This window comes from Sulfurospirillum sp. hDNRA2 (assembly GCF_024206095.2).
Classification (GTDB): Bacteria; Campylobacterota; Campylobacteria; order Campylobacterales; family Sulfurospirillaceae; genus Sulfurospirillum.
In genome coordinates this window covers 39224-55868 of record NZ_CP159800.1, presented here as the reverse complement: position 1 = coordinate 55868, position 16645 = coordinate 39224, and the positions used below count along the sequence as shown (strand labels likewise).

At 44.2% G+C, this 16645-nt stretch carries 7 protein-coding genes, 4 tRNA genes and 4 rRNA genes; 1 reads left to right on the top strand and 14 read right to left on the bottom strand.

Annotation, left to right across the window (positions count from 1 at the left end):
- Positions 1–80 precede the first annotated feature (80 nt).
- The 8 genes from NL930_RS00280 to NL930_RS00245 form a co-directional block, all read right to left on the bottom strand.
- Positions 81–156 (bottom strand) — tRNA-Ala (locus NL930_RS00280).
- Between the two features lies 1 nt (position 157).
- Positions 158–234, bottom strand: a tRNA-Ile gene (locus tag NL930_RS00275).
- Positions 235–330: 96 nt separating this feature from the next.
- Positions 331–1839: ribosomal RNA gene (locus NL930_RS00270) — 16S ribosomal RNA — on the bottom strand.
- A 746-nt stretch (positions 1840–2585) separates the two neighbouring features.
- Positions 2586–2701: ribosomal RNA gene (gene rrf / locus NL930_RS00265) — 5S ribosomal RNA — on the bottom strand.
- A 136-nt stretch (positions 2702–2837) separates the two neighbouring features.
- A 23S ribosomal RNA gene (locus NL930_RS00260) occupies positions 2838–5750 on the bottom strand.
- Between the two features lie 328 nt (positions 5751–6078).
- Positions 6079–6154, bottom strand: a tRNA-Ala gene (locus NL930_RS00255).
- A gap of 1 nt (position 6155) precedes the next feature.
- Positions 6156–6232 (bottom strand) — tRNA-Ile (locus tag NL930_RS00250).
- Positions 6233–6328: 96 nt separating this feature from the next.
- Positions 6329–7837: ribosomal RNA gene (locus tag NL930_RS00245) — 16S ribosomal RNA — on the bottom strand.
- The 16S, 23S and 5S rRNA genes sit together here with 4 tRNA genes alongside, the layout of an rRNA operon.
- 470 nt (positions 7838–8307) lie before the next feature.
- On the opposite strand from NL930_RS00245, the gene NL930_RS00240 reads away from it, so the two are divergent.
- A complete protein-coding gene (locus NL930_RS00240; protein ID WP_254376968.1) occupies positions 8308–9015 on the top strand; it encodes a Bax inhibitor-1/YccA family protein in 708 nt (235 codons plus the stop codon).
- Between the two features lie 104 nt (positions 9016–9119).
- Here the strand turns inward: NL930_RS00240 and NL930_RS00235 are convergent, their stop codons facing one another.
- From NL930_RS00235 to NL930_RS00210, 6 genes are all read right to left on the bottom strand, one after another.
- The gene (locus NL930_RS00235) at positions 9120–10340 is read right to left on the bottom strand and encodes a rhodanese-like domain-containing protein (RefSeq protein WP_254376963.1); all 1221 of its coding nucleotides are present in this window, start codon (positions 10338–10340) and stop codon (positions 9120–9122) included.
- A gap of 37 nt (positions 10341–10377) precedes the next feature.
- Positions 10378–11643, bottom strand: coding sequence for an NrfD/PsrC family molybdoenzyme membrane anchor subunit (gene nrfD / locus NL930_RS00230; protein WP_254376967.1), 1266 nt, complete (start codon positions 11641–11643; stop codon positions 10378–10380).
- Positions 11631–12296, bottom strand: a complete 666-nt coding sequence (locus tag NL930_RS00225) for a 4Fe-4S dicluster domain-containing protein (RefSeq protein ID WP_254376966.1) — start codon at positions 12294–12296, stop codon at positions 11631–11633. The genes nrfD and NL930_RS00225 overlap by 13 nt, the downstream gene beginning before the upstream one ends.
- A gap of 3 nt (positions 12297–12299) precedes the next feature.
- Positions 12300–14726 (bottom strand): molybdopterin-dependent oxidoreductase, encoded by a 2427-nt coding sequence (locus NL930_RS00220; RefSeq protein ID WP_256497265.1) that lies wholly within the window; start codon positions 14724–14726, stop codon positions 12300–12302.
- Between the two features lie 335 nt (positions 14727–15061).
- Positions 15062–15469, bottom strand: a complete 408-nt coding sequence (locus NL930_RS00215) for a hypothetical protein (protein ID WP_254376964.1) — start codon at positions 15467–15469, stop codon at positions 15062–15064.
- A gap of 158 nt (positions 15470–15627) precedes the next feature.
- On the bottom strand, positions 15628–16536 hold the full coding sequence (locus NL930_RS00210; protein WP_039676056.1) for a LysR family transcriptional regulator: 909 nt from the start codon (positions 16534–16536) through the stop codon (positions 15628–15630).
- Positions 16537–16645 lie beyond the last annotated feature (109 nt).

Genomic DNA, 16645 nt, shown 5'->3' with positions numbered 1-16645 from the left:
TCTTAAACAATGTCTTTTACACGTGACCGAGAAAGTAAAAATTCTAACGCCGTTATGATGAAAAAGCACCATTTAAAAAATGGTGGAGAATAGCGGGATCGAACCGCTGACCTCCTGCGTGCAAAGCAGGCGCTCTCCCAGCTGAGCTAATTCCCCATGGTGGGCTTAAGAGGACTCGAACCTCTGACCTTACCCTTATCAGGGGTACGCTCTAACCACCTGAGCTATAAGCCCCTTTTTCATTCTTCTCTTCAATCTCTCAAAACTAAATAAGCAACCAAGCTATTCTCGCCGAGACACCATTGTGAGATAGTGTCTCTTATACTCTAGAAAGGAGGTGATCCAACCGCAGGTTCTCCTACGGTTACCTTGTTACGACTTCACCCCAGTCGCTGAACCCACCGTGGTCGGTAACTAGTTTAGTATTCCGGCTTCGGGTGAATTCAACTCCCATGGTGTGACGGGCGGTGAGTACAAGACCCGGGAACGTATTCACCGTAGCATATCTGATCTACGATTACTAGCGATTCCAGCTTCATGGAGTCGAGTTGCAGACTCCAATCCGAACTGAGACGCGTTTTTAAGATTTGCTCCACCTCGCGGTATCGCCTCTCTTTGTACGCGCCATTGTAGCACGTGTGTAGCCCTGGGCATAAGGGCCATGATGACTTGACGTCGTCCTCACCTTCCTCCTCCTTGCGAAGGCAGTCTGATTAGAGTGCTCAGCCAAACTGTTAGCAACTAATCACGAGGGTTGCGCTCGTTGCGGGACTTAACCCAACATCTCACGACACGAGCTGACGACAGCCGTGCAGCACCTGTCTCTTGGTTCTAGTAAACTAGCACTCTCGTATCTCTACAAGATTCCAAGGATATCAAGCCCAGGTAAGGTTCTTCGTGTATCTTCGAATTAAACCACATGCTCCACCGCTTGTGCGGGTCCCCGTCTATTCCTTTGAGTTTTAATCTTGCGACCGTACTCCCCAGGCGGCACACTTAATCTGTTAAGTGCATTACTGCAATGACTAGCATCGCAACAACTAGTGTGCATCGTTTAGGGCGTGGACTACCAGGGTATCTAATCCTGTTTGCTCCCCACGCTTTCATGCCTCAGCGTCAATAATGTTCCAGTAGATCGCCTTCGCAATCGGTATTCCTGGTGATATCTACGGATTTTACCCCTACACCACCAATTCCATCTACCTCTCCCATATTCTAGTAAAACAGTTTCAAAAGCAGTTCAACGGTTAAGCCGTTGGATTTCACTTCTGACTTATATTACAGCCTACGCATCCTTTACGCCCAGTGATTCCGAGTAACGCTTGCACCCTCCGTATTACCGCGGCTGCTGGCACGGAGTTAGCCGGTGCTTATTCATAAGGTACCGTCATTATCTTCCCTTATAAAAGGAGTTTACACACCGAAATGCGTCATCCTCCACGCGGCGTTGCTGCATCAGGGTTTCCCCCATTGTGCAATATTCCCCACTGCTGCCTCCCGTAGGAGTCTGGACCGTGTCTCAGTTCCAGTGTGCCTGATCATCCTCTCAGACCAGGTAGGCGTCATTGCCTTGGTAGGCCGTTACCCCACCAACTAGCTGATACCATAAAGCCCCATCCTTTAGCAATAAATCTTTCCCAACGTATCTTATGATACGCAGGAGTATGGGGTATTAGCAGACGTTTCCATCTGTTGTCCCCCACTAAAGGGCAGGTTAGCTATACATTACTCACCCGTGCGCCACTAACGAAATAAGCAAGCTTATTTCATCCGTTCGACTTGCATGTGTTAAGCACGCCGCCAGCGTTCACTCTGAGCCAGGATCAAACTCTCCATTATAATGTTTCTTCAAAGCGAAGTAATTCGCTTTGAATTCATTACACTAAAGCTAGACCTTACGGTCAGAATCGACGAATCGAAATCTTTAGTTTTATGAAGTTTGATTTATCTCTTTTATTCCGAAGAGTTGATAATCTCTTACATGTTTGCGTCCTAGCTCGGTCGCTTATTTAGATTTCAAAGATTGAATTTGACATTGTTAAAATGGTAATGAACGTGAAGCTAATCCCCTACTTTGGGTACTTCTCTTTAACCCCGTTCTCTCAAACGAGGACGAAATTATATACTCGAACTCCTTAAAATTAGGTTAAAAAGTTCATAAGATAAAAAATAAATTAAAAATGCGTTATTTCAGCCTAACATATAGAAAGGTATCAACTATTTTAGTAGCAATTTACTGTAAAATCACTTCAAAGTTACATAAAGAACATTGAAGTAAATAATCAATTGCTAACTAAAACTTATTCTCATCAAATATACGCTTCAATAAATGTAAAATTATCACTCACATAAATAAAAAAGAATGGATAAAAATATATTTTGAATAGACAAAGAAACGCTAGACGCATAAAAGAGTAATTGGGTTGCATTCAAATAGTAAAGAGAAAGTTTAAAGGCACTTGCTACTGTTGACCAAAGAAAGACAGATAAGAAAGCGAATAAATAAGCTTTTAATTGATTTTTTTCCAAGAAAGACCGCCTTTGTAGAAGACGAAATAGTGGATAATCGAGTGAGGGAATCACGGAACTGGCGGCGACCTACGTTTCCATCCCAGTAAGGGAAAGTATTATCGGCGATGAAGAGCTTAGCTTCCTGGTTCGAAATGGGACAGGGCGTTTCCTCTTCTCAATAGCCACCAGAATCGTGAAGTAAATCTATGTCGTATTATAGCGAAATAGGCTTAATTCACCATTCTTTAGGTGATTTTAGTATTGTCTAGTCAACAAAGCGCTTTACACTTAATAAGGAAGTGAAATAGCATTATCATACGTTAATATAGAATAAGCCAAACGACCTATTAGTACTGGTCAGCTAAAGGGCTCTCACCCATTACACACCCAGCCTATCAAACATGTAGTCTTCATGAGGTCTTCAGGGAAAGTTCATCTTGGAGTTGGCTTCCCGCTTAGATGCTTTCAGCGGTTATCACATCCGAACATAGCTACCGGGCGATGCTCTTGGCAGAACAACCCGTACACCAGTGGTTCGTTCGACCCGGTCCTCTCGTACTAGGGTCAACTCTCCTCAACTTTCCTACGCCCACGGCAGATAGGGACCGAACTGTCTCACGACGTTCTGAACCCAGCTCGCGTACCGCTTTAAATGGCGAACAGCCATACCCTTGGGACCTGCTCCAGCCCCAGGATGCGATGAGCCGACATCGAGGTGCCAAACCTCCCCGTCGATGTGAGCTCTTGGGGGAGATCAGCCTGTTATCCCCGGGGTACCTTTTATCCTTTGAGCGATGGCCCTTCCACACAGAACCACCGGATCACTATGACCGACTTTCGTCTCTGCTCGAGGTGTATCTCTCACAGTCAAGCTGGCTTGTACCATTATACTCTACGAACGATTTCCAACCGTTCTGAGCCAACCTTTGTAAGCCTCCGTTACTTTTTAGGAGGCGACCGCCCCAGTCAAACTACCCACCAGACATTGTCCTGAACATAGATAATATGTCCCAGTTAGCTATCAGAATAAAGAAGAGTGGTATCTCAACAATGGCTCAGGTGCAACTGGCGTCACACCCTCAAAGCCTCCCACCTATCCTGCACATCTTTATCCCAACAGCAGTGTCAAGCTATAGTAAAGGTCCACGGGGTCTTTCCGTCTTGCCGCGGGTAGGAGGAATTTTCACCTCCACTACAATTTCACTGGATTCCTGGTCGAGACAGCTCCCATCTCGTTACGCCATTCATGCAGGTCGATATTTAATCGACAAGGAATTTCGCTACCTTAGGACCGTTATAGTTACGGCCGCCGTTTACTGGGGCTTCGATCAATGGCTTCGCTTGCGCTAACCACATCAATTAACCTTCCAGCACCGGGCAGGCGTCACACCCTATACATCCTCTTACGAGTTAGCAGAGTGCTGTGTTTTTGGTAAACAGTCGGGAGGGACTCTTTGTTGCAACCTTTTCCGCTTTCAGAAGCAAGTTCTTATACAGAAGGAGGCACACCTTATACCGAAGATACGGTGCTATTTTGCAGAGTTCCTTAACCAGATTTCTTCCACGCGCCTTAGAATACTCATCTCACCCACCTGTGTCGGTTTACGGTACGAGCAATAACAGATATACTTAGAAACTTTTCTTGGCTCGACGGCATCAACGATTCACCATCCACTCCGAAGAGCATCAAGTGCCTGTCGGGTCTCGAATAAAAGATGACGGATTTGCCTATCATCTAATCTACACCCTTCGAACAACTATTCCATCAGTTGCCTCGTTTAGCCCTAAGCGTCCTTCCATCGCGCTCTATTATTGGTGTTGGAATATTAACCAACTTTCCATCGACTACCCCTTTCGGACTTGTCTTAGGTCCCGACTAACCCTACGATGACGAACATCGCGTAGGAAACCTTGGGTTTTCGGCGAACGGGATTCTCACCCGTTTTATCGCTACTCATGCCTGCATACTCACTTCTAGCCGCTCCAGCGCTCCTTACCGGTACACCTTCAATGCTGACTAGAACGCTCTCCTACCACTCTATTAAAAATAGAATCTACAGCTTCGGTGGATAACTTTAGCCCCGTTATATTTTCCGCGCAGAATCGCTAGACCAGTGAGCTGTTACGCTTTCTTTAAAGGATGGCTGCTTCTAAGCCAACCTCCTGGTTGTTTAAGCAACTCCACATCGTTTTCCACTGAGTTATCACTTTGGGACCTTAGCTGGTAGTCTGGGTTGTTCCCCTTTTGACGACGCATTTTATCACCCGCCGCCTGACTGCCATGATTACATATACGGTATTCGGAGTTTGACAGGGTTTGGTACCTTGGTATAGGCCCTAGCCCAATCAGTGCTCTACCCCCGTATACTACAACATGACGCTATACCTAAATATATTTCGGAGAGAACCAGCTATCACGAAGTTTGATTGGCCTTTCACCCCTATCCACAAGTCATCCCAAGACTTTTCAACGTCAGCGAGTTCGGTCCTCCACTAGCTCTTACACCAGCTTCAACCTGCTCATGGATAGATCACTTCGCTTCGGGTCTGCAGCATCTGACTAATTCGCCCTATTAAGACTCGCTTTCGCTACGGCTCCGAGTTTTCTTAACCTCGCCAGATACCACAACTCGCAGGCTCATTATGCAAAAGGCAGTCCATCACCCTGATAAATCATAGGGCTCTGAATGATTGTAAGCAAATGGTTTCAGGTTCTATTTCACTCCCCTCACTGGGGTTCTTTTCACCTTTCCCTCACGGTACTGGTTCACTATCGGTCTGTAAGTAGTATTTAGGGTTGGGAGGTGGTCCTCCCGGCTTCAGACAGAATACCACGTGTTCCGCCCTACTCAGGATACTGCTAAGATGAATCTAGATTTCGTATATGGGACTATCACCCGCTATGGTTAACCTTTCCAGGTTACTCTACTACCTATCATCATTCTACAACGCAGTCCTACAACCCCAGATGCAAGCATCTGGTTTGCCCTCTTCCAAGTTCGCTCGCCGCTACTATCGGAATCTCTATTTGATTTCTTCTCCTCTGGCTACTGAGATGTTTCACTTCGCCAGGTTCGCCCCCCGCAGGGTAACTGATATCACTATCAGCTGGGTTGCCCCATTCGGATACTTACGGATCAAAGCCTCTTGACGGCTCCCCGTAACTTTTCGCAGTCTAGTACGTCCTTCATCGCCTCTTACAGCCTAGGCATCCACCATTCGCTCTTAATAGCTTACCTATTTGTATTCTAATGCACATTTCACTCCCTTATTAAATGTAATTCATTCTTCCGTCTCATAAAGCCTGAACAAAGTCCAGTCTTTATTCAATCACTAAAGCTTTCGCCTTGCGAAGAACACATCCAACAAGTTGTAAATTGTTTTTTTTGCGTTTTGTTGACTTTGACAATATTAAATTAAATAACATTAGACTAAAAAAGTCTAATATCAACCCTTACATGTAAGAACTGATATTAAACTTCTTCTTTCTTAAACAATGTCTTTTACACGTGACCGAGAAAGTAAAAATTCTAACGCCGTTATGATGAAAAAGCACCATTTAAAAAATGGTGGAGAATAGCGGGATCGAACCGCTGACCTCCTGCGTGCAAAGCAGGCGCTCTCCCAGCTGAGCTAATTCCCCATGGTGGGCTTAAGAGGACTCGAACCTCTGACCTTACCCTTATCAGGGGTACGCTCTAACCACCTGAGCTATAAGCCCCTTTTTCATTCTTCTCTTCAATCTCTCAAAACTAAATAAGCAACCAAGCTATTCTCGCCGAGACACCATTGTGAGATAGTGTCTCTTATACTCTAGAAAGGAGGTGATCCAACCGCAGGTTCTCCTACGGTTACCTTGTTACGACTTCACCCCAGTCGCTGAACCCACCGTGGTCGGTAACTAGTTTAGTATTCCGGCTTCGGGTGAATTCAACTCCCATGGTGTGACGGGCGGTGAGTACAAGACCCGGGAACGTATTCACCGTAGCATATCTGATCTACGATTACTAGCGATTCCAGCTTCATGGAGTCGAGTTGCAGACTCCAATCCGAACTGAGACGCGTTTTTAAGATTTGCTCCACCTCGCGGTATCGCCTCTCTTTGTACGCGCCATTGTAGCACGTGTGTAGCCCTGGGCATAAGGGCCATGATGACTTGACGTCGTCCTCACCTTCCTCCTCCTTGCGAAGGCAGTCTGATTAGAGTGCTCAGCCAAACTGTTAGCAACTAATCACGAGGGTTGCGCTCGTTGCGGGACTTAACCCAACATCTCACGACACGAGCTGACGACAGCCGTGCAGCACCTGTCTCTTGGTTCTAGTAAACTAGCACTCTCGTATCTCTACAAGATTCCAAGGATATCAAGCCCAGGTAAGGTTCTTCGTGTATCTTCGAATTAAACCACATGCTCCACCGCTTGTGCGGGTCCCCGTCTATTCCTTTGAGTTTTAATCTTGCGACCGTACTCCCCAGGCGGCACACTTAATCTGTTAAGTGCATTACTGCAATGACTAGCATCGCAACAACTAGTGTGCATCGTTTAGGGCGTGGACTACCAGGGTATCTAATCCTGTTTGCTCCCCACGCTTTCATGCCTCAGCGTCAATAATGTTCCAGTAGATCGCCTTCGCAATCGGTATTCCTGGTGATATCTACGGATTTTACCCCTACACCACCAATTCCATCTACCTCTCCCATATTCTAGTAAAACAGTTTCAAAAGCAGTTCAACGGTTAAGCCGTTGGATTTCACTTCTGACTTATATTACAGCCTACGCATCCTTTACGCCCAGTGATTCCGAGTAACGCTTGCACCCTCCGTATTACCGCGGCTGCTGGCACGGAGTTAGCCGGTGCTTATTCATAAGGTACCGTCATTATCTTCCCTTATAAAAGGAGTTTACACACCGAAATGCGTCATCCTCCACGCGGCGTTGCTGCATCAGGGTTTCCCCCATTGTGCAATATTCCCCACTGCTGCCTCCCGTAGGAGTCTGGACCGTGTCTCAGTTCCAGTGTGCCTGATCATCCTCTCAGACCAGGTAGGCGTCATTGCCTTGGTAGGCCGTTACCCCACCAACTAGCTGATACCATAAAGCCCCATCCTTTAGCAATAAATCTTTCCCAACGTATCTTATGATACGCAGGAGTATGGGGTATTAGCAGACGTTTCCATCTGTTGTCCCCCACTAAAGGGCAGGTTAGCTATACATTACTCACCCGTGCGCCACTAACGAAATAAGCAAGCTTATTTCATCCGTTCGACTTGCATGTGTTAAGCACGCCGCCAGCGTTCACTCTGAGCCAGGATCAAACTCTCCATTATAATGTTTCTTCAAAGCGAAGTAATTCGCTTTGAATTCATTACACTAAAGCTAGACCTTACGGTCAGAATCGACGAATCGAAATCTTTAGTTTTATGAAGTTTGATTTATCTCTTTTATTCCGAAGAGTTGATAATCTCTTACATGTTTGCGTCCTAGCTCGGTCGCTTATTTAGATTTCAAAGATTGAATTTGACATTGTTAAAATGGTAATGAACGTGAAGCTAATCCCCTACTTTGGGAGCTTCTCTTTAACCCCGTTCTCTCAAACGAGGACGAAATTATATACCCATACTCCTTAAAAGAAGGTTAAAGAAAAGAGGCTTTCGGCATCTTTTTTATTCTTGTTCAGAATGATTAATTTTTTGTTTAACCTCTTTCCATATAATAGTAAATCGAAAAATTGCATTTTCTGATTTGATTGAGGTAAAATGCGCTTTTGATTTTATGTTTAATTGACAAGGAGAACACTATGGGACTGTATGACAGAGACTACATACAACAACACTCTCAAGAGGGTATTTATGAGCATACAAGGATCAATGAAAGCTCCTTAGGAGTTTTTATTAAGCAAACCTACCAGCTTTTTGCTGCTTCGTTATTAGCCGCAAGTGCCGGTGCATATGTCGGAATCGGTATGGCAAGTGCCATCGCTTCTTGGTATTGGGGACTCGTTATTTTAGAGTTTATCGTTTTATTCGGACTTTATGCGGCAAAACGAAAAGCCGGTTTAAATATGATCTTGCTTTTTGCATTCACCTTTTTAACCGGTCTTACGTTAACACCGCTTCTTTCCTCTATTTTGGGCTTAAAAGGCGGCTCAAGTATCGTGGCCAACGCTTTTATCTTGACGACGGTCGCTTTCGGCGGACTTTCCGTATTTGCGATGAATACTAAACGTGACTTTTCCACAATGGGGAAAATGCTTTTCATTACCTTGATCGTCATTGTGGTTGCGGGTATTATTAACATCTTCTTTCATAGCCCTATTTTACAGTTGGCAATTGCGAGCGTTAGCTCTATTTTGTTTAGTGCGTTTATTCTTTACGATACGCAAAATATTATCAGAGGCGCTTACGAAACGCCGATTGAAGGTGCGATAGCATTGTATTTAGATTTTTTAAATCTCTTTATCTCACTTTTACAAATTCTTGGAATTTTCGGTTCACGCGACGAATAAGCTTTGTAGTGCTTGAGAGGAAAAGGGGCGGGAAGCATTCTGTGCTTCTCGCCCCTTTTTAGTTTCTTTTCCTTGACATGCCATCTTACATGTAAAGCCGAGATTTACCCTAAAGGTTCATTGACCTTGATATCGCATTGGTTTGATTTATCGCATTTAATATTGGCATCAAAATAGAATATCTTACTCACGTCTATTTTTGCGCCTTGCAATTTCAAAAAGGCTTCCATCGATCTTCCGCCTGCGGAGCAATTCAGAATCACGACTTTTCCTTTAGGTAGTTTTGCTACAAATTCTTGTGCGCTTAATTTTCCCGCTTCGATATTGATCGCGCCTTTAATATGTCCGTTGGCGTATTCTGAGGGGCTTCTCACGTCAATAATGGCGACATTACTCGGTACGGTTCCCGCCATGATATGGGCTTTATACCATTCACCGTCCACGGTTCCTTCATCGGTGCCTAATTTTATACCTTCAACGAAGGCATCTTTTTTAGGTGTTTCTGCTTTAACTTCTACTTTTTTAGCACCGCCTGCGGTTGTTTGGTTACCCGCTTCTTTCCATTCCGGGTATCCTCCGGCGTAGACGCTTATTTTTTTGTAACCTAAGGTTTCAAGTTTTTTTGCCAAGTTATGTGATTTTGCGCAATCGTATCCTTCACAGAAGGTGATAATCGAGGTTGTTTTATCGCTTGGCAAGCGTCCGATAAATTGATCGACATCGGCATCATGGATATGCATCGCTCCGGGAATACTTCCGGCAAGGTATTTAGCGTAGGGGCGTGCATCGATCAAGAGTGCGCTTTCGTTTTTAAATGCCGCTTGGGCTACGGGCGTTCCTACTTCTAAGTAACTTTTCATTTTCCATTCAGGTTCACCGGCTTGGTAAAGTTTTACGTTGGTATAGCCTTTACCTTTAAGGTATCCTGCAACGATCGGGCTTTTTTCACATTCCCAGCCGCCGCAATAGACGATAATCTCTTTATCTTTTGCTACTTTCTCTAATTGTCCGATATATTTCTCTATTTCGGTATCCGGAATATTAAGGCTAGAAGGAATCGTCCCTGCTAGGTATTTTGGGTGCGGTCTCGCATCAATCAAGAGTGCTTTTGCCCCGCCTCGCGTACCGTTCCCGATCGCTGCTGCTACGTAATCGTATGTTACGTTCTCCAAGCGGTATTGTTCGATCAAGCCTTTGACTTTTGCGTTAGGTTCCGTGAGCACTTTCTCTGCTGCTGCTTGGCTCGCTTCGGGTTGGCTACTCGCGCACCCTCCGAACAAAAGCCCCGCTACGATCAGGCTACTCGCTATACTTCTTAGTCTCATGTTTTCTCCTTATAATATGGTTATATTTTTCGTCTCTTTAATGATGTTCTCGCAACTCGCCGACCGATAAAAAAACATCGAAAAGTTTATAGATTGCAACAGCAACACCGATAGAGCCTACTACGATCAAAATTTCTCCGAGATGAGGAGCCACATAGTTAAAAGGCTTTGAAAGCGCATAAAAATCATATTTTTCATACCCTACGCCAAAGCGATTGGACATAGGATTGGCATTACCTCCGTAAACGAAAAGGTAACGTCCAACATAACCGCCGATAACGACCGAAATCGAGGCTATTAAGGTAAATATAGGTTTTCTAGGCTTAACAATACATAAAAACGGTAAGGTCAACGTTAGAAAGATGTAACCGATAAAATAGACGTAACGAAACGGCCCAAAAAGGATTAAAAATGCCCAATCTTTATCAACGGTCATATAGGCAAATATTTCGTATACTCCTAAAATCGATACAAAAAATAACATCGCTTTTCGATTAAGTTCCATTAACGCACCGTATTCATGTTTTTGACGATGAGCCAAAAAGCTGATGATTCCCATAACGCCTAAAGATGAAACAAAAGCAGAGATGATGAAATAAAACGTCAAGAATGGAAATTCCGTCCATAAATGGCGTGCCGTATTCATCGAAAAAAGTTTCGCTTGAATGTAATATTCGATCAAATCGACGATAATGCTTAAAACCAAGATCGGTAACGCCAGACGTTTTGCCCATGCCCTTTTATGCGTGAGTACCAAATAGATTTCAAACAAAACAAAGGGAATATACGTACAATAAAGCGGTAACATCAACCACATACCCGCACCTACGTTGGGCGTTAGAACCATCCACACCATATTTAACATGTTAAGATCCGTCGCGATCGTAAACAGACCCGCAAAGACCATGGCGATACCGGCAACCATAAAACCTGCCGCCGCTTTTTCGACCAAATGAAAGTTCATCAGTTCCGCTAAAGCGACCAAGAAGATGATGCCGCTTCCCGTGTAAATCATGTACATGTAATTAACAATAAAGAGCGTCCACGGAATGTTGCGGTTGACCTCTCCGACGTCTCCGAAAACCGCAAGTCGCATTGCCTCTTTAAGCTCTAAACTCGTCGGATTGAGTCCGGAAGCATGTGCATTGGCCGCCGCACTGAAATAACGCACGTCGAAAATTTCGTAAATTCCAAACGCCGCCAATGCTAAAAGCGCGTAAGCAAATAGCATTGTTTTATTCAGTAATAACCCTCCGATCGTCGTCTTGTTGATGTCAAGACCGATAAAGTTTATTTTCTCCATTCTTTACTCCTTCGTTCGCGAGCTTGCGCATACAGGGGTTGGATTTCGTCCCACGTATGAATTTTCGTCTGATGCGAAACGCTCTGTTTGGCATACGTTTCGTCATCGGGTAAAATATAAAACAGTTTCGGAAGCGTTCCGGTATGCTCTTTTTGGAAGAAAAAGCGTTTGGTTTTTAACAACTTCACGATATCGCTGTTTTCATCGTCCAAATCGCCGAATACGCGAACTTTCGTAGGACAAGTCGCTTGACATGCCGTCGTTCCGCCTTCGACTAAAGAGCGGTGATCGCAAAACGTACATTTATCGACCGCGACCATCGTATCGTCCACAAACCTTGCATCGTACGGACATGCTTCCATACAACCTTTACACAAAATACATTTGTGAGCGTCGACTTTGACGATTCCTCCCCCTGCAAAATGGCTGGCATTGGTCGGACAAACGTTGACGCACGGCGCGTCGATACAATGGTTGCATTGAGAGGGGTAAAGATTGATAAACGGTTTCCCGAAAATCGTACCCTCAACCACACCGATCCAAATACGTTGTTTGTCCGCACCGAGCTGAACACCGTTTTCCTCTTTACATGCAACTTCGCACGCTTTACAGTTGATACAGTTTTGATAATCTAATGCCATTGCGTAATTCATAGCTTACACCTTTTTAATCGAGACGATCGTGTCGTGCATATTTGCACAACCGTGAACCGGTTCGATCGTATCTTCTATAATCTCGTTATCGCTTGCACCGTTTCGATAGGCAAACGTTAACCCTTCGGATTTCGCACCGAAGCCGTGAATGTAAAAAACGGTTTGCGGAACGATTTTGGGCGTCGGATACGCTTTAATGCGCACGCGTCCTACACGACTGCTCACTTCTACCGTATCGCCGAATGCGATACCGAGTGCTTTAGCCTCTTGGTCGTTGATCCAAATATAATTTTCGCGCATCAACTCCAAAAGCATAATGTTGTTTTGAGAAGAATTCTGCGTAAATTGCGCGTGACGACCGGAAATAAATTTGAACTGACCGGAGGGAACTTTCACGAACTCCTCGTCTTTCCATGTCGGCATCGGGTCTACGCCGCGACTTTCCATACTTCCCAAATAACATTCGACCTTTTTATTCGGCGTATTAAACGAACGTTTCAAATCGGCGATATCGACGGGATTGACGCATAAATCATGTAAAAACGTCTCGGCATCGTACTCTTCTTCCAATTTTAATACCGAATAAAACTTCCTGTCTTTGGGATAACATTGATAGGTGTTGTTATCGATTTTCTTAAAATAAGAGAGCATATTCGGATAAAAAACGCCCTTTTCGCGTAAAATACCCCATGCTTCCTCACCGTATTTTTCCACGAACAGATGCTTATTCGTCTCTTCTTGTGAATGCATAAACGGCTCGGAAAGATCAAAACCGTTTTCTTCGTAAAACTCTTCTTCATCGGTATCTTCGAGTTCTTCTTGAACGTCTTCGTCATACTTTTTCGTAATTTCCCACAGCGGTTTGGAAAGTTTTTGAGCCAATCCTCGCATAATTTCGATGACCGGTTTGGTCTCATACATCGGATCGATCGCCTTCTCGCGTACCGCGATAGCCGGTTCGATTCCCGCAAACGATTGAACGGGGTCTTCGCGCTCCAAATAGGTACATTCCGGCAAAATAACATCCGCCATCATTGCCGTATCACTCGGCATCGTATCGATGACGACGACCAAGTCCATTTTTTCAAACATCTGACGCGTTTTTGCCGTATTGGGAACGGAGAGCATCGGATTTTGTTTGTAAACAAACATGCCGCGAATCGGATACGGAGATTTTCCTTCCGCAACCATATTACGCCAGCCGACCCACGTTCCGGTTGCGCCGACGACGGCTGCCAAGTTTTTATCGATACGCGGTTTGGCTTGTGCATACATCGGAGCGGTCGTCGTATGCTCACCCAAAGGAAGCTTTTTACCGAACACGATACCGCCTTTAACGTCGATACCGCCGCCAAGCGCACTAAAGAGTGCCATAGCGCGACGAAGTTGGAAGTCGTTTTTCGACCATGTCGTACGTCTGCCTTGATAATAAACCGCTTGCGGTGCATTCGCCATAAAATCATGAGCGATTTTACAGATGGTCGCAGCAGGAATGCCCGTAATTTTTTCCGCCCATTCGGGAGTGTATTCGTTCTCGATAATGTGTTTTTTGTATTTATCGAAATCGACGAAGTTTTTGGCGACATAACTACGATTGTAAATTTGGTCGCTGATCGCAACGTAGGTTAACGCCAAAACAAACGCCAAATCGGTTCCCGGTTTAATGGGCACGTAAGTATCCGCATGCATGGCGGAATTGGTAAAGCGAGGATCGACGACGACGAGTTTCATACCGCGTCCGCGCGTTCGTTTGAACATATCCATCGTATCGGGCGTTAAAATCGCTTCGGCACGGTTTGCACCCGCCATAATAACATATTTGGCGTTTTCTAAATCTGCCTGTCCGTAGCCGCCGATAGTTAACGTATAACCCGATACCGCCGTTTGAAGGCAAATCGTCGAGTGGTTCAAGAAATTCGATGAACCGAATTTATCCGCCATAAACGTTTTAAACGTATGTTCCGCCAAACCCTCGCCCGCGCAATATCCGATACACGAGCGATTGTCTTTTTCTTCGTCTAAAATTTTCACGAGTTTTTCTTGGATAAACGCATAAGCTTCGTCCCAACTCGCACGACGGTACTTTCCATCACCCCTTTGTCCCGTGCGGATTAAAGGGTACTTCAAACGATCGGGATCGTAAAGCGCATGAATGCCGGCAACCCCTCTAGCGCATAGCATATTGCGCGATTTAGGGAAATACGGATTAGGATCGAGTTTCGTAACAATGCCGTTTTTAACCGTTGCGATCGCGGCGCATTTATTGACGCACATTTCGCAAATCGTCGGAACTTGTTTCAACAAAGGAAGTTCTTTGGACTTTTTTGCATTTTCAGCAAGAATAGACGTCTGACTTAACGCCGTTCCCCCGACAATACTTAAAGCCACGCTCCCTTGAAGAAATCTCCTTCGTGAGATCTCTACTTTCATCTTATGGTTCTCCGCTATGATTTGAGATAAAAGGGCTTAAATGCCCTAGAAATAACTATTTCACGGCACATTGTAGAGGCTGTTTCTTTAGATTATTATTAAGAAGAATTACTTTTATAAGTTTTTTAAATTAAAGTAGAATCTGAGGCTCGATTTTAAGGGCTTATCATAAAAATAAAAAAAATTTATCTCTTTTATAATATTAGGTAAACTTTTTAGTATTTTTTACCATTTTAGTAAAATTTTAATGACATTTTTGCATTTTTTTAATGTATTGAATTCAGAAAAAGGAAAAAACAAGAAGAGGCATAATGCCTCTTTTGATGGATGAGAGATTATTTTTGCGCGGCTTCTTTGGTGCAATTACTACCGTCGCCTTTGAGTTCGACTTTGATCTTTTTGGCTTTTTTGGGTTGAGCATCGTTTTCGTACAAGATCGCTTTAATGTCGTTGGAGAAATTTTCAATGCAATCGCTCTTCCCTTTCGTGGTATCTAAAATCAATACGCGCGTTTCGGCTTTCGTTTGAGCGGCTTCGCTGGCATTGAGATCGCACTCTTTTTCGAGCAATCGATTGATTTTTTCGTTGAGCACTTCCAACGAGCCGTTTTGATCGTGTTGATTGGCGTAAATGATGTCTGAGACTTCTTTTTGAAAAGTCTCCACGCAATCATTGATGCGGGTTTGGTCGGCGGCGAGCATCCATGAAACGATAATTGGTAAAGTTAATATAACTTTTTTCATCTTTTCCTCCTATAATTTTTACCATTATATAATAAAATTATAAAAATATTTACTTTTATTAATTATCTTGGAAGAAACACCATAGCGTTCCGTAGAAAAAAGACGCAAACGCGAAAAAGCCGTTTCGTGTAAGAGCAAAAATCTTGCCCTTACGCGACTTAAAAAGAGGGTTGAATGCTTTTGTGGGTAAGAAAATCGGTCGTACTATCGATCAGTGCGTCTTGGACGCGATCTTTAAGGCAGCAGAGGTAAAACTGGCGTAAGAGTCTAATGTCTTTAATTTGCGCTACATGTAAGAGTCCTTGCTTGACTTCATCCTCGATAATATACTTAGACAATATCGAAACCGTAGGCACTCCGTTGAGCGGAGATTTTAAGAGCGTCTGTTTGATCGTCGTCGAACTGGTAGCAATTCCTTTGACGTTAAAGTTTTTACAATCCACGTCTATTTGACGGAACATTTCGTAAATTACGCGGCGCGTATTGGACTCTTCTTCACGGCAAATCCAATCAAACGTAAACAAATCTTCTTTCTTTAAAAGCATCGGAAGCTTGCTTCGACTCACGACGACAAGCTCGTCTTCCATCCATTCTCTATACGTTATATTGGGATTGAAGATAGGCGATTCGATCAGCGCAAGATCGACTTTTTGTTGCAGTAAAAGTTCCGTCAATTCCGAAGAGGTCGCGACTTTTGTCAGTACACGATTGGAAATAACCTCTTGAATATCGTTTAAAAAGTCGGGCAAAATATAATTGCCGATGACCGGAGATGCGCCTAAAATAAAAAGCATCTCTTTATTGATCAGGCGTAAAACCTCTTTTTCCGTCTCTAAAATTTGCTTCTCAAGCTTGAGCAAGGATTGGTAAAGTGCCTCTCCCGCCTTCGTCAAATTGATCCCGTTTTTTTTACGATCGACAATTTGAATACTCAAATAATCTTCAAGGTATTTGATTTGCTGCGTTACGGCAGGCTGACTAATCCCCAACTTTTTAGAAGCTTTGGAGAAACTGCGTTCTCTTACGACGGTTAAAAACGTCTCAACTTTGCCAAAATCTTTAAACATAGATTGACCTATCACTCTAGAGAGTTCTTAGAAAACTCTTTTCACACTTCTAAGGCATCGCCTAAAAAGCTATGCTAACGCCAAGTTTCCTTCGGCAGGAAGCCCGCGC